The 18236-nt window shown below is 69.0% G+C and carries 16 protein-coding genes; 9 read left to right on the top strand and 7 right to left on the bottom strand.

The genetic code is table 11. From position 1 onward, the window contains the following. The first annotated feature begins 46 nt into the window (after positions 1-46). The 7 genes from N7367_RS01600 to N7367_RS01570 are packed head-to-tail and all read left to right on the top strand — an operon-like array spanning position 47 to position 9601. Positions 47-1243 carry an MFS transporter gene (locus N7367_RS01600; RefSeq protein ID WP_279941586.1) on the top strand — a complete coding sequence of 399 codons (1197 nt, stop codon included), beginning with the start codon at positions 47-49 and terminating at the stop codon, positions 1241-1243. After that, entirely contained in the window at positions 1240-2433 is a 1194-nt protein-coding gene (locus N7367_RS01595; protein ID WP_279941585.1) for an isochorismate synthase, read from the top strand. Before N7367_RS01600 ends, N7367_RS01595 begins: the two co-directional genes overlap by 4 nt. After that, a complete protein-coding gene (locus N7367_RS01590) occupies positions 2430-4076 on the top strand; it encodes an AMP-binding protein (protein ID WP_193395888.1) in 1647 nt (548 codons plus the stop codon). The genes N7367_RS01595 and N7367_RS01590 overlap by 4 nt, the downstream gene beginning before the upstream one ends. Next, positions 4076-4708: an isochorismatase family protein gene (locus N7367_RS01585; RefSeq protein WP_180875289.1), complete on the top strand. Its 633-nt coding sequence runs from the start codon at positions 4076-4078 to the stop codon at positions 4706-4708. Before N7367_RS01590 ends, N7367_RS01585 begins: the two co-directional genes overlap by 1 nt. Further along, positions 4708-4965, top strand: coding sequence for a phosphopantetheine-binding protein (locus tag N7367_RS01580; protein ID WP_193395886.1), 258 nt, complete (start codon positions 4708-4710; stop codon positions 4963-4965). Before N7367_RS01585 ends, N7367_RS01580 begins: the two co-directional genes overlap by 1 nt. Next, a complete protein-coding gene (locus N7367_RS01575; RefSeq protein WP_279941584.1) occupies positions 4962-8852 on the top strand; it encodes an amino acid adenylation domain-containing protein in 3891 nt (1296 codons plus the stop codon). Before N7367_RS01580 ends, N7367_RS01575 begins: the two co-directional genes overlap by 4 nt. Continuing rightward, the gene (locus N7367_RS01570) at positions 8843-9601 is read left to right on the top strand and encodes a 2,3-dihydro-2,3-dihydroxybenzoate dehydrogenase (protein ID WP_197600070.1); all 759 of its coding nucleotides are present in this window, start codon (positions 8843-8845) and stop codon (positions 9599-9601) included. Before N7367_RS01575 ends, N7367_RS01570 begins: the two co-directional genes overlap by 10 nt. Positions 9602-9623: 22 nt before the next feature. On the opposite strand, the gene N7367_RS01565 is transcribed toward N7367_RS01570, so the two are convergent. Genes N7367_RS01565 through N7367_RS01550 form a run of 4 tightly spaced genes read right to left on the bottom strand, consistent with a single transcriptional unit; the run spans position 9624 to position 13468 of the window. Next, a complete protein-coding gene (locus N7367_RS01565) occupies positions 9624-10001 on the bottom strand; it encodes a DUF2894 domain-containing protein (RefSeq protein WP_065182919.1) in 378 nt (125 codons plus the stop codon). Beyond that, the gene (locus N7367_RS01560; RefSeq protein WP_053517790.1) at positions 9991-10629 is read right to left on the bottom strand and encodes an OmpA family protein; all 639 of its coding nucleotides are present in this window, start codon (positions 10627-10629) and stop codon (positions 9991-9993) included. The genes N7367_RS01565 and N7367_RS01560 overlap by 11 nt, the downstream gene beginning before the upstream one ends. Next, positions 10626-12803 carry a DUF802 domain-containing protein gene (locus N7367_RS01555; RefSeq protein WP_197600069.1) on the bottom strand — a complete coding sequence of 726 codons (2178 nt, stop codon included), beginning with the start codon at positions 12801-12803 and terminating at the stop codon, positions 10626-10628. The genes N7367_RS01560 and N7367_RS01555 overlap by 4 nt, the downstream gene beginning before the upstream one ends. 11 nt (positions 12804-12814) lie before the next feature. Beyond that, complete coding sequence (locus N7367_RS01550) at positions 12815-13468, bottom strand: DUF3348 family protein (protein ID WP_065175212.1); 654 nt, start codon at positions 13466-13468, stop codon at positions 12815-12817. Between the two features lie 144 nt (positions 13469-13612). Here N7367_RS01550 and N7367_RS01545 point away from each other — a divergent pair, with 144 nt between their 5' ends. Further along, positions 13613-14530, top strand: coding sequence for a M14 family metallocarboxypeptidase (locus N7367_RS01545; protein ID WP_262218255.1), 918 nt, complete (start codon positions 13613-13615; stop codon positions 14528-14530). A gap of 47 nt (positions 14531-14577) precedes the next feature. On the opposite strand, the gene N7367_RS01540 is transcribed toward N7367_RS01545, so the two are convergent. Continuing rightward, entirely contained in the window at positions 14578-15630 is a 1053-nt protein-coding gene (locus tag N7367_RS01540; RefSeq protein ID WP_128988296.1) for a sensor domain-containing diguanylate cyclase, read from the bottom strand. 258 nt (positions 15631-15888) lie between these two features. On the opposite strand from N7367_RS01540, the gene N7367_RS01535 reads away from it, so the two are divergent. Then, on the top strand, positions 15889-16785 hold the full coding sequence (locus N7367_RS01535) for a retropepsin-like aspartic protease (protein WP_262218253.1): 897 nt from the start codon (positions 15889-15891) through the stop codon (positions 16783-16785). Positions 16786-16882: 97 nt separating this feature from the next. On the opposite strand, the gene N7367_RS01530 is transcribed toward N7367_RS01535, so the two are convergent. Together N7367_RS01530 and N7367_RS01525 are read right to left on the bottom strand one after the other, a co-directional pair. Then, a complete protein-coding gene (locus N7367_RS01530) occupies positions 16883-17224 on the bottom strand; it encodes an RcnB family protein (RefSeq protein ID WP_053519774.1) in 342 nt (113 codons plus the stop codon). A 72-nt stretch (positions 17225-17296) separates the two neighbouring features. Continuing rightward, positions 17297-18184 carry a LysR family transcriptional regulator gene (locus N7367_RS01525; RefSeq protein ID WP_279941581.1) on the bottom strand — a complete coding sequence of 296 codons (888 nt, stop codon included), beginning with the start codon at positions 18182-18184 and terminating at the stop codon, positions 17297-17299. Between the last annotated feature and the right edge of the window lie 52 nt (positions 18185-18236).

Genomic DNA, 18236 nt, shown 5'->3' with positions numbered 1-18236 from the left:
GTCGTGCTGGCGTTCTGCCGTCCTTCCCTGTCACGGCTGGTGTTCCATGCACGCACGTCCCGTCGTTCCCGGTTTGCCGGCCCTGGTGTTGGCGGCCCTGATCGGCACCATGGCCATGATGTCCTTCGTCGCCGTGATCGGCCCGGTGGTCCGGCTGCTGGGCCTGTCCGAATGGCACGCGGGCCTGTCGGTGACGGCCGCCGGCGTGCTGTGGATGCTGGCGGCTCGCCGCTGGGGCCAACTCAGCGACCGCATCGGTCGCAAGCGCGTGCTGCTGCTGGCGATGGGCGCGTACACCGGCGTCTACCTCGCGCTCGCCATGTTCATCGATGTGGCCCTGCAGGTCACGCCGCCGGTAGTTGTGTCGGTGCTGGTGCTGGTGGGCGCGCGCGGGCTGATCGGGCTGTTCTATGCCGCCGTGCCACCGACGGCCGCAGCCTTGATCGCCGACCAGGCGCCGGCCGGCCAGCGCACGCAGTTTCTCGCCCGTCTGGGCAGTGCCAATGCACTGGGGATGGTGCTGGGCCCAGCGGCAGCAGGCTGGCTGGCCTACACGCATCTTTCGCTGGCGCTGTATGTGGCCGCGCTGTTGCCGCTGCTGGCGCTGGCACTGCTGGCGTGGCGTCTGCCTTCGACAGCGCCGGCAGCGGCGGCAGCGTCAGCACGACGGACGCCCCTGCGCCGTCTGGACCGGCGCCTTCGGCTGCCCCAACTGGCCGCGTTCCTAGGAATGGTGTCGGTGACCATCGCGCAGGTGACGGTCGGCTTCTTCGCGATCGATCGCCTCGGCCTGGCAGCGGCTGAAGGCGCGCGCATGGCCGGCATCGCACTGACCGCTGTGGGCGTCGGGCTGATCCTGGCGCAGGCACTGGTGATGAAGCTGGAGGTGCCACCGCGGCGCTGGATCGTGCTGGGTGCATTGATCGCCGGTATCGGCTTCGCCTCGGTAGCCGCCGTGCAGCAGTCCTGGCAGCTGCCGGCGGCCTATGCGCTGGCGGCATTCGGCATGGGCTTCGTGTTCCCGTCGTTCCAGGCGCTGGCCGCCGACGCGGTGCAGGCACACGAACAGGGTGCCGCCGCCGGAACGGTCGCTGCGGCACAGGGGCTGGGCATGGTGGTCGGGCCGATGCTCGGCACGCTGTTGTATCGGGGCGGGCCGAGCCTGCCGTATCTGCTGGTCGGTGTGCTGCTGCTGTTGCTGTGCGTGCTGGCGGCAGCGCACCGGATGAAGGAGGCGACATGAACGATTCGCTCAGGGACGATGCATGGCAGGAGACGGCGCCGTTGCCGTTGCCGGCTGCGGATGACCCCACGCTGTTCCTGCTGCAGCATGCAGGGCAGCATGTGCATGCGCGTGGCTGTCGTGCGGCGCTTGCGTCCGGTCCGCTGGTGACGCTGGCCGGGCGCGTGGCTGCGTTCTTCGCGCAGCAGCGGGGCGGGCCGGGCCTGCTGGTCGGAGCGATTCCGTTCGAACCACGTGCTGACGATGCGCTGTACCAGCCCGAACGCGTGCTGCCTGCGTTGCCGGTGCAGCCGCAGGCTGCGCCTGCGCTGGAGGGTGTCGTGCAGGCCGAACCTTCGGCGGACGACTACGCCGCAGCGGTGGATAGGGCAGTGCAGGCCCTGCGTGATCCCCGACAGGAGCTGCACAAGGTGGTACTGGCGCGCAGCCTGTTGGCACACACACGCCACGCCCTGACGCCCGATGTGCTGCTGGCGAGACTGGGAGCCGATCCGTCGGTGGCGACCTACGCGGTGCCACTGCCGGTGGAGCTGGGCCAGGCCCCGGCATGGCTGGTCGGGGCGACGCCCGAGCTGCTGCTGCGCAAGCGCGGCGCGCAGGTGCTGTCGCACCCGCTGGCCGGCTCAGCCCGGCGCAGTGCGGATCCGGTGCAGGACGAGCGTGCCGCGCAGACCCTGCTGGCGTCGGCCAAGGATCACGACGAGCACCGTCATGTGGTCGAGGCCATCGTTGATGGCCTCTCTCCCTATTGCAGCCATATCGATGCGCAGGCGCGGCCGGTGCTGCATGCCACGGCCACCATGTGGCACCTGGGAACCCGCATCCATGCCACGTTGAAGGATCCACGGGTGCCGGCCGCCGCCCTGCTGGCGCAGCTGCATCCCACGCCCGCCGTATGCGGCACGCCGCAGCAGGCGGCGCTGCAGCGCATCCGCGAACTGGAGCCGGTTCCACGCGGTTTCTACGCCGGCGCCGTGGGGTGGCTGGACGCGCAGGGCGACGGCGACTGGTACGTCGCCATCCGCTGCGCACGACTGCAGGGCACGCAGCTGCGCCTGTATGCGGGCGCCGGCATCGTCGCCGGGTCGCAGCCGCAGGCCGAAGTGGCCGAAACCGCAGCGAAGTTTGCTGCCCTGTTGAACGCGCTGGGCGTCAGTGAGCCCGCGCCCCCGACCGAGCCCCTCGCATGAGCCCATCTCCTTCCCGCCTGCCATTGCAGCAGGTATGGCCCGAAGACCGGGTCGCCCACTATCGCCGGATGGGGCATTGGCGCGGGGAGACCTTCCCGGCCTTCCTGCGCGAGCGCGCCGAACGCTACGCCGATGACATCGCGGTGGTGGCAGGTGATGTCCGACTGAGCTATGCGCAGCTGTGGCACGAGGCCGGGCGCATCGGCAGCGGCCTGCTGGCGCTGGGCCTGCAGCCCGGTGAACGGGTGCTGGTGCAGCTGGGCAACAGCGCCGGCTTCATCGCCACCGTCTGCGGCCTGTTCCGCGCCGGCCTGGTACCGGTGTACGCGTTGCCCGCGCACCGCATCACCGAGCTGGTGCACTTCGCCACGAAGGCCGAGGCCAGTGCCTTTGTCACCGCCGATGTGCACGAGGGTTTCGATCATCGCGGGCTGGCACGGGCACTGCAGGCGGAGGTGCCGGCCCTGCGCCACGTGGTGATCGACGGCGATGCGGAGGAGTTCGTCGGGCTGGCGAACCTGCAGGGCGACCGCAGCCAGCTGCCGGCCGACCCGGATCCGCAGTCGGTGGCGTTCCTGCAGCTGTCAGGTGGCAGCACCGGCCTGTCCAAGCTGATTCCGCGCACGCACGACGACTACATCTATTCGTTCCGTGCCAGCAACGCGATCTGCGGGATCGACCGCGACAGCGTGTATCTGGTCGCATTGCCGGCCGCGCATAATTTTCCGATGAGCTCGCCGGGCTTCTTCGGTGCGCTGTATGCCGGTGCCCGCGTGGTGCTCAGTCCGGGGCCGGGCCCGGATGTCGCGTTCCCGCTGATTGCACGCGAGAAGGTGACCTGCTGTGGGCTGGTGCCGCCGCTGGCCCTGCTGTGGGCGCAGGCAGCGGCATCGACGAAGCACGATCTGTCCAGCCTGCGGGTGCTGCAGGTGGGCGGCGCAAAACTGGTGCCGGAGGCCGCGCGGCGCGTCATCGATGGCCTGGGCTGCACGCTGCAGCAGGTGTTCGGCATGGCCGAAGGCCTGGTGAACTACACCCGCCTCGACGATCCCGAGGAACTGGTGGTGGCCTGCCAGGGACGTCCGATCAGCCCTGACGACGAAGTCCGTGTTGTCGACGACCACGATCAGCCGGTTGCCGAGGGCGAGATCGGACATCTGTTGACCCGCGGCCCGTACACCATCCGTGGGTACCACAACGATGCCGCGGCCAACGCGCGCTCGTTCACCGACGACGGCTTCTACCGCACCGGCGACCGCGTGCAGCAGCTGCCCGGGGGATATCTGGTGGTGCAGGGGCGTGCCGGGGACCACATCAACCGTGCCGGCGAGAAGATCTCCGCCGAGGAGATCGAAGACCATCTGCTGGCCCATCCGGGTGTGTTCGATGCGGCGGTGGTGTCCATTCCCGATGAGTACCTGGGCGAGCGCAGCTGCGCCTTCGTCATCCGCCAGGGCGAGCCGATCACGGCGCCGGCACTGAAGGCCTGGATGCGCGGGCGCGGGCTGGCGGCGTTCAAGGTGCCGGACCAGGTGGTGTTCGTGGACAGCTTCGATACAACAGCGGTCGGCAAGATCAGCCGCCGCGAACTGCGTGCGCAGCTGCGTGCGCGTCATCTGCAACAGACAGGAGGAACGCGCTGATGGCGCTGCCCCGCATTGCTTCATATTCCCTGCCGACCGCCAGCGAGTTACCACAGCCGCGCGGCCCCTGGCACCCGCAGCGCGAGCGGATCGCGTTGCTGGTGCACGACATGCAACGCTACTTCCTGGCAGCGTTCGACGCGGACAGCGAGCCGCTGCGCCCCGCCGTGGACAACGTCGCGCGCCTGCTGGCGCATTGCCGGGCGCAGGGAATTCCCGTGTTCTATACCGCCCAGCATGGCGATCAGGACCGGCGCGACCGCGGCCTGCAGGCCGACCTGTGGGGGCCCGGCATGCGCCGGAGTGACGAACATGAGCCGATCATCACCGCGCTGGCCCCGCAGCCGGGCGAGCATGTACTGGTCAAGCATCGCTACAGCGCGTTCCAGCGCAGCAACCTGGAGACGCTGATGCGCGCGCGCGGGCGCGACCAGCTGCTGGTGACCGGTGTGTATGCGCATATCGGCTGCACCGCGACCGTGGTCGAAGCCTTCCAGCGTGATATCGAGGCATTCATCGCCGCTGATGCGGTCGCCGACTTCTCGCGCGCCGATCATGAGCAGGCGCTGCACTGGATCGCACGGACCTGTGGCGTACCGATGACCACCGGCCAGCTACTGGAGACACTGTGATGGATAGGATGGGCGATGTGCTTGACCTGGAACGGATGCGCGCGGACGTGGCGCGCGTGCTCGAATGCGAGCCGGCCGACATCGGCGATGACGACAACCTGATCGATCTCGATCTGGATTCGATGCGCATGCTCGGCCTCGTTCTTGCGTGGAGCAACACTGGCCTTCCGCTGGAGTTCTCGCAGCTGGCCGAGCACACCACGCTGCGCCAGTGGTGGCAGGTGGTGCAACGGCTGCAGGCCGCACAAGGCGCATGAACGGTGCAGCGCCAGCCTCACCGGTGGCATTGACCGAGGCCCAGGCGGGGCTGTGGTATGCCCAGCGCCTGGCTCCCGACAACCCTGCATTCAACACGGCCCATGCCGTATGGATCGACGGCGCGCTGGACGTGGCGGCGTTCACGGCCGCCGCCAACCAGGCGGCGGCAGAGGCGCAGGCGCTCGCACTGCGCTTCACGGAAGGCAGCGATGGCCAGCCGCTGCAATGGCATGAGCCGGCGCATGTACCGCTGCTGGCAGTCCATGATCTTTCCAGCGCTGCCGATCCGGTGGCCGACGCCAACGCCGCGATGCGGGCCGACCGGCTGAGCCCGGTCGATCCCACCCGCGACCGGATCAGCCAGCAGGTGCTCTACGCACTGGGAGGCCAGCGCTGGGTCTGGTACCTGCGCGTTCACCATCTCGGCACTGATGGCTATGGCATGGCACTGTTCAGCGATCGTGTCTGCGCGCTGTACGCCGGGCGCGGCGGCGATGCGCTGCCGCCCCTGGCCGGTGTACTGGCCGACGATGCGGCATACCGCATCGATCCGCGTCGCGAGATGGCCGGTGCCTGGTGGCGCGACCACCTGCGGGACGCGCCGGCCGCCGCTGGTCTGGCCGGCATCGCCGCCGCCAGTGATGACGCGCTGCGCTGGGTGCAGCCGCTGGATGCCACCTTCCGTGAAGAGCTGCTGCAGGCATCGGTGCGCTGGCTGCAGCCGTGGCCGGATGTGCTGGCCGCACTTGCGGCCGAGTACCTGCGGCGGATGAGTGCGGCCGAGGAAGTGGTGCTGGGGGTGCCCTACATGGGGCGCCTGGGAAACGCGTCGGCGCGCGTGCCCGCGATGGTGATGAACGTGCTGCCGCTGCGCGTGGCCGCGGCCGAGGGCAGTGTCGAAAGCTACACCCGTGGCATCGGCCGGCAGTTGAGCCAGAGCCGCAGGCATGGCCGGTATCGCGGCGAACAGCTGCGGCGCGATCTGGGCCTGGTCGGTGCGCAGCAGCGCCTGCATGGCCCGCTGGTGAACATACAGCCGTTCTACAGGCCGCTGGCGCTGCCCGGCGTGCAGGCCACGCTGCAGGTGCTGTGCACCGGGCCGGTGGAGGATCTGGTGCTGGGCTTCCGCGGTGATGGCCAGGCGCTGCTGGATCTGGAGATCGAGGCGAACCCCGCCCTGTACAGCGACGCCGACGTGCAGGCGCATGCGCAACGGCTGCTGCATTTCGTGTCGGCGGCGCTGGATGCCGACGACATTGCCAGCGTGCCACTGGCCACCGCGGCAGAGGTCACGCAGGTGGTTCACCGCTTCAACGCGACCACCCATCCATTGCCTGCAACCACACTGGTGGAACTGTTGCAGCAGGGCATGGATCGCGACCCTCAGGCAACGGCGCTGGTCTGCGGCGACGCCACGCTTGAGCATGCCGCGCTGGAGGCACGCAGCTTCGCACTGGCCGCACAGCTGCGCGCGCTGGGGGTGGGGCCGGGCAGTGTGGTGGCGGTCGCGCTGCCGCGTTCGATGGAGCTGGTCATCGCCCTGGTGGCCGTGCTGCGTGCCGGCGCCGCCTATCTTCCGCTGGATCCTGCACATCCCGACGAGCGCCTGGCGCGCATCCTGCGCTCGGCGCGTCCGGCCTGCGTGCTGGCCGACAGCACGATGGCGCACCGGGCCGCAGGCGTGCCGGTGCTGCCGCCCGATCAATGGATGGCACAGGGGTCTGCCGCGCCCTGGCCGGACCCGGCGCCGGATGATGCAGCCTATGTGATCTACACCTCCGGCTCGACCGGCGAACCCAAGGGCGTGGTCATCGAGCATCGCGCCATCGTCAACCGCCTGCTGTGGATGCGCGAGCACTACGGCTTCGGCCCCGACGACCGCGTGCTGCAGAAGACGCCCGCCACGTTCGACGTGTCGGTCTGGGAGTTCTTCCTGCCGCTGCTGTGCGGCGCCACGCTGGTTCTCGCCGGTCCGGATGCGCATCGTGATCCCACCGAGCTGGCCCGGCTGATCCGCGCGCAGGGCATCACCACCGCCCACTTCGTCCCGTCGATGCTGGACGCCTTCCTCGCGGCGCCGGCCTCGCAGGGCCTGCAGCTGCGCCGGGTGTTCACCAGCGGCGAAGCGCTCGACGCCTCGCTCCGCGACCGCTTCCATGCCCGCATCGACGCGCAGCTGCACAACCTGTACGGGCCTACCGAAGCCGCGGTGGATGTCAGTTACTGGCCAGCCCCGGCAGGCGATCGCTCACGCCCGGTGCCGATCGGCTTCCCGGTCTGGAACACCCGCCTGTATGTGCTTGATGCAGGCATGCGACCCTTGCCGGTGGGCGTGCCGGGCGAGCTCTACCTGGGCGGCGTGCAGCTGGCACGGGGCTACCTGGGCCGCGACGATCTCACCGCCGGGCGTTTCCTGGCCGATCCCTTCCTGGCGGGCGAGCGCATCTACCGCACCGGGGATGTCGCGCGCTGGCGCAGCGACGGAGCGGTCGAGTATCTGGGCCGCAGCGACCATCAGGTGAAGCTGCGCGGTCTGCGCATCGAGCTGGGGGAGATCGAGGCGGCGCTGCGGGAACTGCCCGGCATGGAGCGCGTGGAAGTGCTGCTGCGCCACGACCTTCCCGGTGACCCACGGCTGGTCGCCTATGTGCCGGTGGCACTGGCCGACGCCGCTGCCCTGCGCGCGCACCTGGCGGCGCGCGTGCCGGACTACATGGTGCCGTCGGCGTTTGTCGGGGTCGATCACTGGCCGGTGACCACCAACGGAAAGCTGGATCGCAGCGCGCTTCCGAAACCTCCGCAGGTCGGGATGACCGGTGTCGCACCGCGCACGCCACTGGAACATGCGCTGGCCGCCTTGTTCGCACAGGCACTGGGCCGTGAGCAGGCAGTTGCGGTGGATGCGGACTTCTTCAGCCTGGGGGGCGACTCGCTTTCGGCCGTGCACCTGCTGCTGGCCATCGAACAGCGCTGGCGCTGCGAGCTGGGCCTCGGCGTTCTGTTCGCAGAGCCGACGGTGGCGGCGCTGGCCCGGCGTATCGCCGAACCCCCGATGCTGGCCGATCATGCCTTGGGCCCGGTCATCGCGTTGGCCACGACCGATGGGACTGAACCCCCGCCGCTGTTCGTGCTGCACCCGGCAGGCGGCATTGCCTGGAATTACCGCGCGCTGGCGCGTGCGCTGCAACCGGCGCGGGCCGTGTACGGGCTGCAGTCGCCGGCGCTGGACGCCGCGCAGCCGCTGCCGGCCAGCATCGAGGCGATGGCCAACGAGTACGTGCAGCGTGTAGTGACCCTGCAGCCGCGCGGGCCGGTGCACCTGCTCGGCTGGTCGGTGGGGGGGATCATCGCCCAGGCGATGGCCGTGCGCCTGCACGAGATCGGTCGCAAGGTCGGCGAGCTGGTCCTGCTCGACGCCTATCCCAGTGAGTGCTGGCGGACCGAGCCGGAGCCGGATCCGATCGCCGCACTGCGGGCGTTGCTGGCCATCGCCGGCCACGATCCGGACGCACACCCGGAACTGGACAGCCGCGAGCGCATCTTGGCCTTCCTGCGTCGAGGTGGCAGTGCGCTGGGCAGCCTGCCCGACGTAGTGCTGGACGGCGTGGTGCGCGCGGTCACCGGAACCAACCGCCTGATCCGCGAGCACCATCACCGGCCATTCGACGGCACCCTGGTGCATGTGCGCGCAGGGCGCGACCACCAGGCACGACCACAGCTGCAGTCGGCGCTGTGGAAGGCGCACGCGCGCACGGTGCAGGCGCTGGAACTGCCGTTCCTGCATGCCGAACTGACCGGCCGTGATGCGGTGGCGCAACTCGCGCCATGGCTGTCGGCGCGACTGCGGCATCGGGATGAACAACAGGAGATCGCAACATGCAGTTGACCGGTTTTGAGGGTCGCGTGGCGCTGGTGACCGGCGCAGCCGGGGGGATCGGCACCGCGCTGGTGAAGCTGCTGGTCGCCGCCGGCTGCCAGGTGGTGGCCACCGACCGCGAGTCGCCCGCGATCGTGGGCGAGCGCGTCCATGCCTGTGCGCTGGATGTCAGCGACAGCGCAGCGGTCGATGCGCTCATCGACCAGGTAGAGGCGAAGATCGGACCGATCGCCCTGGCGGCCAGTGTGGCCGGCGTGCTGCAGGTCGGCGCGGTGACGGATACCTGTGATGCCGATTGGCGCCGTGTTTTCTCGGTCAACGCTGACGGTGTGTTCCATCTCGGCCGCGCACTGGCGCGGGTGATGTCACCGCGCAGACAGGGCGCCATCGTCACCGTCAGCTCGAACGCCGCAGGCGTGCCGCGTCACGGCATGGCGGCCTACGCTGCCTCGAAGGCGGCAGCGACCATGTTCACCCGTTGCCTGGGCCTGGAGCTGGCGCCACTGGGCATCCGCTGCAACATCGTCGCACCCGGTTCGACGCTGACCGCCATGCAGACCGGCATGTGGGAAGACGCGTACGGTGCCGAGCGGGTGATTGCCGGCAACCTCGACACCTACAAGGCGGGCATTCCCCTGCGCAAGCTGGCTATGCCGGAGGACGTTGCCCAGTCGGTGATGTTCCTGCTGTCCGAGCAGGCCGGGCATGTGGCGATGAGTGACCTGTACGTCGACGGCGGCGCCACGCTGCGCGGCTGACCCCCTGATGCAGGGCCGGGCCTCAACCGGGGTTGCGGGGCTTGCGCGCGCGCTTCGGTTTCGCCGCATCACCGCCGCTGGCCGCACCGTCCTGCAGCGCCTGCAACCACGACAGGGTATCGACGTAATCGATGAAGTGGCGCAGATAGCCGGGGCTGGCGGCCTGCATCGAATCGAGCATGCGCTGCACCAGTACCGCGGAGTTCAGCGGGCCGCCGTCGGCAGGGGCCTCGGTGCGCAGCGAACGGCGCACCTGCAGTTCACTGCGCAGCTCCGACCACTCGTGCTGCACCTGCTGCAGCATCGGCACCTGCGGGTAGTCCGCCAGCGAGCGCGACCCCGCATCGAGGTCGCGCACCAGTGCACGCAGCCCCTCCAGCGCTGGCAGCTTATCTGCCATCCGGTGCCCTGGGCCTGGGAATCGGCGCGATCTCCACGCGGCGGTTGCGCGCGCGGCCATCTTCGCTGGCATTGGAGCTGACCGGTTGCTCGCTGCCGAAGGCGGCGGCGAACACCGCATCGGCCGGTACGCCATCGGCGATCAGGGTACGGGTCACCGTCAGCGAACGCTGCGCGGACAGTTCCCAGTTGTCGGCGAAACGACGGTTGCCTTCGCGCACCGGCGCATCATCGGTGAAGCCGCTGACCATCAGGATCTCTTCGCGGCTGCCCAGGTAGGCAGCCAGCGGTGCGGCCAGGCTGCGCAGCAGCTCCTGGCCCTCCGGCTGCAGCTGGTCTGAATTGAGGGCGAACAGCACACTGCCGCTGATGCCGATGCGGCCATCGACCAGCGTCACCCGGCCCGCCGCCAGCGGGCCGGCCAGTGCCTGCTCCAGCGTCTGCAGGCGCTTGGCTTCGGCCTGGCGCTGCCTGACTTCATCCTCCAGCCGCTGCGAGAGTTCCAGCTGGACCGCTACCACGCCGACCAGGATCAGCACGAACGCGCCGAGCAGTACCGACATCAGGTCGCCGAATGCCGCCCAGATCGGCGCGTGCGAACCGCCGTCGACCTCCAGCTCGTCGCTCATGCGGTGCCGGCCTTGCCGCGGCGCGCGGCCAACTGTTGCAGCTCCTCCATCACCTGTTTCTGCGACAGCAGGCTCAGGTCGACCACCTCGCGCGCCTGCGCCACGTAATAGGCCAACTGCTCGTCGCTGCGGGCCAGCGAGGCATCCAGCGCGCCACCGATCTGTTCCAGCCGGCCCGACAGCTCGGCCGATGCGGCGCCGAACTGGGCCACGGCGTCGCCGAAGGCGCCGGCAAGGTGGCCGACTTCAGTGGCGCTGCCATCGAGCAGTGCGGCGATGCCGTCGAGCTTGCCGGTTTCGGCCGCGATGTGGTCGGTGAAGCGGTTGCCGACGCGCTCCAGCAGTTCCGCCGAGCCGCCCACCAGTGCATCGACCGCGCTGCGTTGTTCATGCGAGGCATGGTTGATCGCATCCAGAAGGGTCTGCACCGTCGCCAGCAGGCGGCCGCGCTCCTCCAGCATCGCGTTGTCGCGCACCAGACTCTCGGAGAGCGTGCTGCGCAGCTCGTTGATGACGTCGGCAGCGGCCTTCGGTGCGGCGGCAGCCGTCTGCAGCAGGGTCGAGACTTCCGCGAGCGTGGCGCTGGCCTGGGCACGGCCGTTCTCGCCGATCTGCTGCGCGGTTTCCGCCAGCGTGTCGCAGATCTGCTGCTGCTGCGCGGCCAGGCGTTCTCCATTGGCGTGCAGGCGTTCGGCCAGATCGTTCGACAGGGTGTGCAGCGCGTCGCTCCAGCGTTGCAGGCGCTGTTCGTCACCGGCCTGCAGTTGTGCCTGCAGCGCGGCGTGGGCCTGTTGCAGATGGGTGCTGGCGGCCTCCCAGCGCGCCTGGCGCTGCTGCTCGTGGTCCTGCAGCAGCGACTGGCTGGCTGCATGACGTTCTTCAAGCGCGTGAAGCAGCGACTGGGCCCGTTCGTCCAGATGCTTACTGACCGCCTCCAGTGCCTGCTGCTGGCGCTCGACCAGCGTGGTGTTGAGCGCATGCTGCTGGTCGGCCGCAGTGCGCCACGCGTCGGTCTGGCGGTCGGCATCCGCCTGCAGCCGTTCGCCGATGCGTGCCACCACTGCTTCGCCGTGTGCACCCTGGGCATCGCTGAAGGCCTGCAGATGCTGGCGAAGGTCGGTCACCAGCGCCTGCTGTGCCTGGGCCTGTTCGGCCATCACCCGCGTCCAGCTGGCTTCAGTCGATACGCGGCTGCGCTCGAAGCCGTCCGCCAGCCCGGCCAGCTGCTGCTGCACCGCCTGTTCAACGCGCGCATGCAGGGCCTGGCCGTGGCTGGCCAGGCCAGCCAGCGTGGTTTCCGCCATCGGCTGCAGGGCACCGCCGATGGCCGCTGCGCTGGCTTCGGCGCCTTCGCGCAGCGATTGCTGGAGGGAGGCCGCCAGGCGCTCCTGCAGCGCCTGGCTCTGGCTGAGGAACTCGGCCTGGCCGGCCAGCAGCCGTTCGTTGGCCGCCAGGCTGTGCTGCTCGAAGGCACCGGTCATCGCCTGCAGGCGGTCGACCAGGGCCGGCAGCGCTGCGGACTGCGCCTGCAGCAGTCGCAGGGATTCGGCGCGTTGCCACGCCTGCGAATACGGGTGCAGCGGGCCGGAGATGGCACGGTCGAGCTGCTGCACGGCCTGCAGGCGATCCCGGCGCAACAGCGCCGAAAGCAGCCCCAGCATGGCCGAACTGGCGACACCGGCAATCGACGTACCGAAGGCGACGGCCAGGCCCTGTACCGGGGATGCCAGCGAGCCGCGGATGGCGGCCATGTCGGTGGCGCTCTGCAGGGCGAGGCCGGTGCCGCGCAGGGTGTCCATCATGCCCAGCAGGGTGCCGAGCATGCCCAGCAGCACCAGCAGGCCGACCAGGTACGGTGTCAGGACCGGGCCGGGCAGGGCGGTGCGCTCACCTTCCACGCGCAGGCGCACGGCATTGCGCAGGCTTGCCGGCACGCGCTCCAGCCAGGGTGCCAGGCGCTCCTCGGCGGCGGACAGATCGCCCAGGGCATCGCGCAGGCCCGCGCTGGCCTGGCGATAGCGGTACAGCTCCACACCACCGGCGATGTAGCAGGCGGCAATGACCGCCGCGACCGCTGCACCCAACGGGTGCACCGACACGTAGCCGATGCCGATCCAGCACACGGCCAGCAGGCCGACAAGGAAGACAACGACAGGGAAAGCAGTTCTGGACATGGTGTTCCGGGTCAGTGGGAGCGCAGGGCTGCCAGCAGCCCCTCGATCGGGTGGAAGCGCAGCTGCAGCTCGGCAAGCAGCAGCGAGCGCATGTCATGGCGGAATGCGGTGCGCCAGCCAGGCTGGCCATGCACGCGGTCGAAGCGGGTGCCCAGCACTGCCGGGGCGATGGCCAGCAGGCTGTGCTCGCGCGGGCTGAGGGTCTGCTCCATCACGGCGTCGATCTCGGCCAGCCGCGCCAAATCGGGCGAGGCCCGCAGCAACTGGTCACGGAGGCGTCCGCGCAGGCGCCCGGTCGCGGTCTGGATGGCCTGCTGCAGTACCCGGTAGCGCTGCCGCAACGAGGCAAAGGTGGGTGTGGCGGCCGCCTCGGCCAGATCGAGCAGGCGCTCGGCTTCGGCATCGTCACGAATCGACGCCAGCAGGCTGGCATGGGCCTGCTCGCAGTCGGCCAGCAGGTCGTCCATCGCCTCGCCCGCGTCCGCCGCTGCAGGCACGCGTCCGCCCAGTGCCGTCGACAGCGCGACAGCACGGCTCCAGTCCACCCACTGACCGAGGCGATCGGTCAGGACGGGACTGGTGGCCGGCATCGCGCCGTCGCTGAGACGGGCGAGCAGGCGAAGGAAATCCGGTCCACCCAGGACCGTCTGCGCTGCGTTCGCCATCAAGGGGTGAGGGGCCAAAAACCGTTGATTTTACAGCCAGATGAGCCTGGCTGGATGAAGGGCGGGACGGGTGGGCGGGCCCGCAGGCGCCACAAGGCTTAGAATGACCGGCTGCACTCACCACGTTCGACCTCTGGAGCACCCATGACTGTTGCGCAGTTCTACCCGATCGGCACCCCCGGACAGCCCTGGGGCGATCCGGAACGCGCGCAGTGGCGGGCCCGCCAGCAACGCCAGCGCAGCTACCATGACGATGTGGTGGCGGCGCTGGAACGCCTGGACGAGCGTTTCGACGTGATCCAGTACGGGCAGCTCGATTACGCGCCGGACCACTATCCCCTGTTCGCCGTGGTCAACCACGACTGGAACCCGGCACTGCCGACGGCGCTGGTTACCGGCGGCGTGCATGGTTATGAGACCAGCGGCGTACACGGTGCCCTGCAGTTCCTGGAGCAGCAGGCCGAGCGCTACCTGGGGCGTCTGAACCTGATCGTGGCCCCCTGCGTGAGTCCGTGGGGCTATGAGCGCATCCAGCGCTGGAACCCCGCTGCCCTGGACCCCAACCGCAGCTTCCGCGACGGCGGCCTGATCGAGGAAGCCGCCTCGCTGATGCGCTGGGTGGCCGGGCGCAAGGCCGACATCCGGGTGCACCTGGACCTGCACGAAACCACCGACAGCGACCTGCACGAGTTCGACCCGGCCCGTTGCGCCCGTGATGGCAAGCCCTTCGAGCGGGACACCATTCCCGATGGTTTCTACGTGATCGGCAACAGCGAAGACCCGCAACCGGCGTTCCAGCAGGCGCTGATCGCCGCCGTGGCGCCGATCACCCATATCGCCCCGGCCGATGCCGAGGGCAACCTGGTCGGCCTGCCGTTGCAGTCGCCGGGCGTGGTATGGGGTGAATCGCGCTCGATCGGGGCCTGCGCCGGATTCACCGATGCACGTTTTGCCACCACCACGGAGGTCTACCCGGACAGTCCGCGTACCGACCCGCAGGAGTGCAACGACGCGCAGGTCGCGGCGGTCTGTGCGGGCCTGGATTTCGCCCTGGCGCACTGATCCGGATCGGGACCGCGACCGACCGGGATGACGCTGCTACGCGGCCATTACTCGGCGAAACTGGCGGTGTCCTTGCCTTGCCGCTTGGCGTGGTAGAGGGCTCGGTCGGCCAGTGCCAGCCAGTCCTCGACACTGCCGTGTCGCGGGCTCGCAGCGACTCCCATGCTGACACTGAAATCGCTCGCCGGTCCTGTCCGGCGTGCGTTCTCGTGCAGGCGTTGCCGGATGCGTGCCGCCATCTGCATGGCGTCTGACGCGGCGCAGTCGCGCAGCAGCACGACGAACTCATCCCCCCCGAGCCGTGCAGCTGTATCGGCCGGGCTGGCGAATTCGCGCAGTGTCGTGGCGATATGCCGCAGGACCTGATCGCCGGCGCGATGCCCCTGCGAGTCGTTGATGCGCTTGAAGTCATCCACATCCAGCATCAACAGGCACGCCATGCCACCGTGGCGCTGGGATTTGTCCAGCGCCTGCTGGGCACGGTGGATCAGGAAGCCCCGGTTGGCCAGCTCCACCAGCGGATCCATCCGGCTCAGCCGCCGCAGCTGCCGGTTCTGTGATTTGACCCGGCGCGCGAGTTGCCAGCTCAGGATGCTGAGGCCGATGCCGTACACGAACAGGAACGGCATGCTCAGCATGATGCTGCGTTGCGAGGTGGTCGGCTGGTAGGGGAAGCCCAGCGCGAACCAGACGAGTCCAAAACCCAGCACCAGCGCCAGCGTCGCCCGCAGCGCCAGCCGCACTCCCCCTGCTGCGATCTTGTCGGCCACCAGCAGGGCGGTGAACAGTGCGCTGGGCACGATGCTGAGGGCGATGAACGCGATCCACGCGCCGCCAAGGAAGGAATCGAGCACCATGCAGCGGAACTGGGTGGCGGCCGGCTCGGGGGAACGCCGGGTGAGGACCAGAGCGATCGTCGGCCATGCCAGCGCGTTGAGCAGCAGCAGCGTCCATGGCCACACGCCATCCTGGCGTTCGAGCAGGATGGAGGCCAGGGGGAGGGCCGCCAGGCTGCTGCCGACGAACCGCATCCAACCGATGCGCCGCGCCGCGCCGATACCCTCGACGGCCACCTCGGTCGAATCAGTGAAGTAGGGCATTGCCGATCCCCCCAAGATCGCACGACCAACGGCGCTCCACGGTGGAGCGCGCTCCAGCAGTCTGGCATTGCGACGTCAACGGCCCGTGCATGCTGCGGTCGCCGACGTCAGCGCCGGATGGCAACACGGGGCCGCGGGCGCCGGTTTGCTTCGGTCCGGAATCATCGAGGGCAGCGCGGCAGGCGTCTAAACCTTCTGCACCCCTGCCGCATCCAAGGCAGGCGGCAATCTGCCGTTGCCCTCCACTGGAAGCCATCAATGCGCCAGTCCATACGTTCGTGGTACGTCGCCCTGGTTGCGGGGCTGCTTGTTCTTCCGCAGTCCCGCGCCGCGGCCGGGACGATCACCCTTCCTTTCGAGCAGGACAAGGATCACCGGATCTATGTGGAAGGGCGGATCAACCAGTCAGGACCGCTGCGCTTTCTTGTCGACACCGGCGCTGACGGACTGGCAGTCACGGTTGCCACCCGCAAGGCGGCGTCGATGCAGGTCGATGACCGCTCCGAGAACACCGGCTCCGACGGCGTGAGTTTCGTGGACTACAGTACCCACAACACGGTCGTCGTGGGAGACATGCGCCGGACGATGGGGGCGGCCGTGATCGACTACGGCAAGCGTCCGTTCGACGCCGTGCTTGGCTGGACATTCTTCGCGGGGCGCATCATCGAGATCGACTACGACCGCAAGCTGCTGCGCGTGCACGACCGGTTGCCGGATCTGCACGGATACACCCGCGCGAACGTCCGCTGGATCGACAATACGCCCGCCATCGAAGTGCTTCTGCGTGAGGGTGGCTCGACACTTGCGGCCTGGCTGTTCGTGGACACCGGCAGCAACGGCGCCATCGATCTGGGCCATGCGTACAGCTCGCGCCACCGACTGCAGGAGGTGTTCACCCGCACGATCGGTACCTCACAGTTCAGCGGCTCGGCGGGCAGGAAGATCCGGGCCGTCGATGCACGGATCGCATCGGTCGATGTGGGCGGGCTGCGACTGGAACAGCCCAAGGTGTCGTTCACCATCGATGAGGATGGATCCAATGCCGACGGCACGCTGGGCAGTGAAGCACTGCGCAACTTCAACATCCTGCTGGATACCAGAAACGGGCAGGTCCATCTGCGGCCAAACGCGAACGCACGCGCCCTGCCGAACTAGCCCTTCAGCGCCCACCGCTGGACGCAGCAGCGGCAGGCAGCGCAGGAAGGGCTGACCCATCGCGCGTCTGCGCCCGATGGGTCAGCCAGGGCTGCGTTCACCGACGCAGCGCGTCGACGATCACGCCGGTGGCGATTTCAACAAGCAGATACTCGGTGTCGCTCTGGCGGACCCAGCGCTGGCCGCGGCCGGGATCACGCAGCCTGTAGCGTGCGTAGTCATCCACCCAGTAGCGACGATCCACTTCCGCCCACGGCAGATGATCACCGCGCCGCCATGCCTTCTTCTGCCATCCTGGCGGCGGTGCGTCGCGATTGTGCGGCCCGCCTGCGTGCGGTGGGGGACCGTTTCCGCGGGCGTGGTGCGGCGGATCCGCCCAGGCCGGTGCGACGGCGAGCAGTGCCACCATCAGAGCAGGTACGACGTGTCGGGTCCTCATGGCATCCTCCTGTCAGTGGCCGGTCCTGGCGGCCTGGTGAGGTGGACCATAGGCCAACGCCCGTGAACGGAATCATGCTGTCTGTTTCCCTGCCGAGGGGGCGGCGCCTGTTGGCGGCAGTGTCGAATCGAGGATGTCCAGCAGGGCACGCAGACGGTCCATGTGGCGCAGATCCTGGTGATAGCCCACCCAGATGCCCCGCGAAGGAGGCGTCCCGTGTGATTCGATGCGCTGCAGTCCGGCCACCGCGTCACCCAACGCACGGGGCAGCACGGCGATACCGGTACCGTGCAGGCACATCTGCGCCTGGACACTGCGACTGGTACTGGTGAATGCGCGCGGTGAACGCGGAAACCGCTGCAGCAACCATTCCACGTCGGGGAAGTGCGACTGCGCGGTGTTCATCAGGATGAGTCCGACCGAATCGGGGTCGTCCTGCAGCCGGGTGGTGGTCGAGACCGAACCATACAGGCCGTAGGGCAGGGTCATCACGAGGCGCTGGACGATGTCCGGCTCACTGAACGGCACGATGCGGAACGCGACGTCGGCATCGCGGCGCGACAGGTCCAGCAGTCGATAGCTGGCGATCAGTTCCGGAACCACCGCCGGATGCCGGCGTACCAGTTCGGCGAGCACGGGCGTCAGCACGTGGCAGGCAAACCAGTCCGCGCTCGAAATGCGCAGAATGCCTTCCAGCCGGCCCGGGCTGCCTTCCAGGCGGCGCTCCATGGCCAGGGCGGAGTTCTCCATGGCTTCGGCCAAGGCCAGCACTGCATCACCGGCATCGGTCGTGACCAGCCCGTCCCGCGTCCGCCGCAGCAGGGGCTGCCGGGCGTGCTGTTCAAGGGCCTTCAACCGGCGGCCTACCGTGGGATGGCTGACACCAAGGCGCCGCGCCGCCTCACCCAGTGATCCGCCCCGCACGATCGCCAGGAAGACACGGACATCACCCCATTCCATGATCGTGCTCGTTCAAAAATGTACGGCAAATGTGCATCAGTGTCAGTCCACA

This window comes from Stenotrophomonas sp. GD04145 (genome assembly GCF_029835135.1).
In the GTDB taxonomy this organism is placed as follows: Bacteria; Pseudomonadota; Gammaproteobacteria; order Xanthomonadales; family Xanthomonadaceae; genus Stenotrophomonas; species Stenotrophomonas maltophilia_P.
Note: the sequence above shows the minus strand (reverse complement) of the source record. Positions and strands in the feature narration are given on the sequence as shown.

Bases quoted from the DNA above. Each gene is read 5' to 3' on its own strand.
- N7367_RS01550 (WP_065175212.1), bottom strand. From the start codon at position 13,468: ATGGCGAACGCAGCGCAGACGGTCCTGGGTGGACCGGATTTCCTTCGC.
- N7367_RS01590 (WP_193395888.1), top strand. From the start codon at position 2,430: ATGAGCCCATCTCCTTCCCGCCTGCCATTGCAGCAGGTATGGCCCGAA.
- N7367_RS01570 (WP_197600070.1), top strand. From the start codon at position 8,843: ATGCAGTTGACCGGTTTTGAGGGTCGCGTGGCGCTGGTGACCGGCGCA.
- N7367_RS01545 (WP_262218255.1), top strand. From the start codon at position 13,613: ATGACTGTTGCGCAGTTCTACCCGATCGGCACCCCCGGACAGCCCTGG.
- N7367_RS01600 (WP_279941586.1), top strand. From the start codon at position 47: ATGCACGCACGTCCCGTCGTTCCCGGTTTGCCGGCCCTGGTGTTGGCG.
- N7367_RS01580 (WP_193395886.1), top strand. From the start codon at position 4,708: ATGGATAGGATGGGCGATGTGCTTGACCTGGAACGGATGCGCGCGGAC.
- N7367_RS01555 (WP_197600069.1), bottom strand. From the start codon at position 12,803: ATGTCCAGAACTGCTTTCCCTGTCGTTGTCTTCCTTGTCGGCCTGCTG.
- N7367_RS01565 (WP_065182919.1), bottom strand. From the start codon at position 10,001: ATGGCAGATAAGCTGCCAGCGCTGGAGGGGCTGCGTGCACTGGTGCGC.
- N7367_RS01540 (WP_128988296.1), bottom strand. From the start codon at position 15,630: ATGCCCTACTTCACTGATTCGACCGAGGTGGCCGTCGAGGGTATCGGC.
- N7367_RS01560 (WP_053517790.1), bottom strand. From the start codon at position 10,629: ATGAGCGACGAGCTGGAGGTCGACGGCGGTTCGCACGCGCCGATCTGG.
- N7367_RS01525 (WP_279941581.1), bottom strand. From the start codon at position 18,184: ATGGAATGGGGTGATGTCCGTGTCTTCCTGGCGATCGTGCGGGGCGGA.
- N7367_RS01585 (WP_180875289.1), top strand. From the start codon at position 4,076: ATGGCGCTGCCCCGCATTGCTTCATATTCCCTGCCGACCGCCAGCGAG.
- N7367_RS01595 (WP_279941585.1), top strand. From the start codon at position 1,240: ATGAACGATTCGCTCAGGGACGATGCATGGCAGGAGACGGCGCCGTTG.
- N7367_RS01535 (WP_262218253.1), top strand. From the start codon at position 15,889: ATGCGCCAGTCCATACGTTCGTGGTACGTCGCCCTGGTTGCGGGGCTG.
- N7367_RS01575 (WP_279941584.1), top strand. From the start codon at position 4,962: ATGAACGGTGCAGCGCCAGCCTCACCGGTGGCATTGACCGAGGCCCAG.
- N7367_RS01530 (WP_053519774.1), bottom strand. From the start codon at position 17,224: ATGAGGACCCGACACGTCGTACCTGCTCTGATGGTGGCACTGCTCGCC.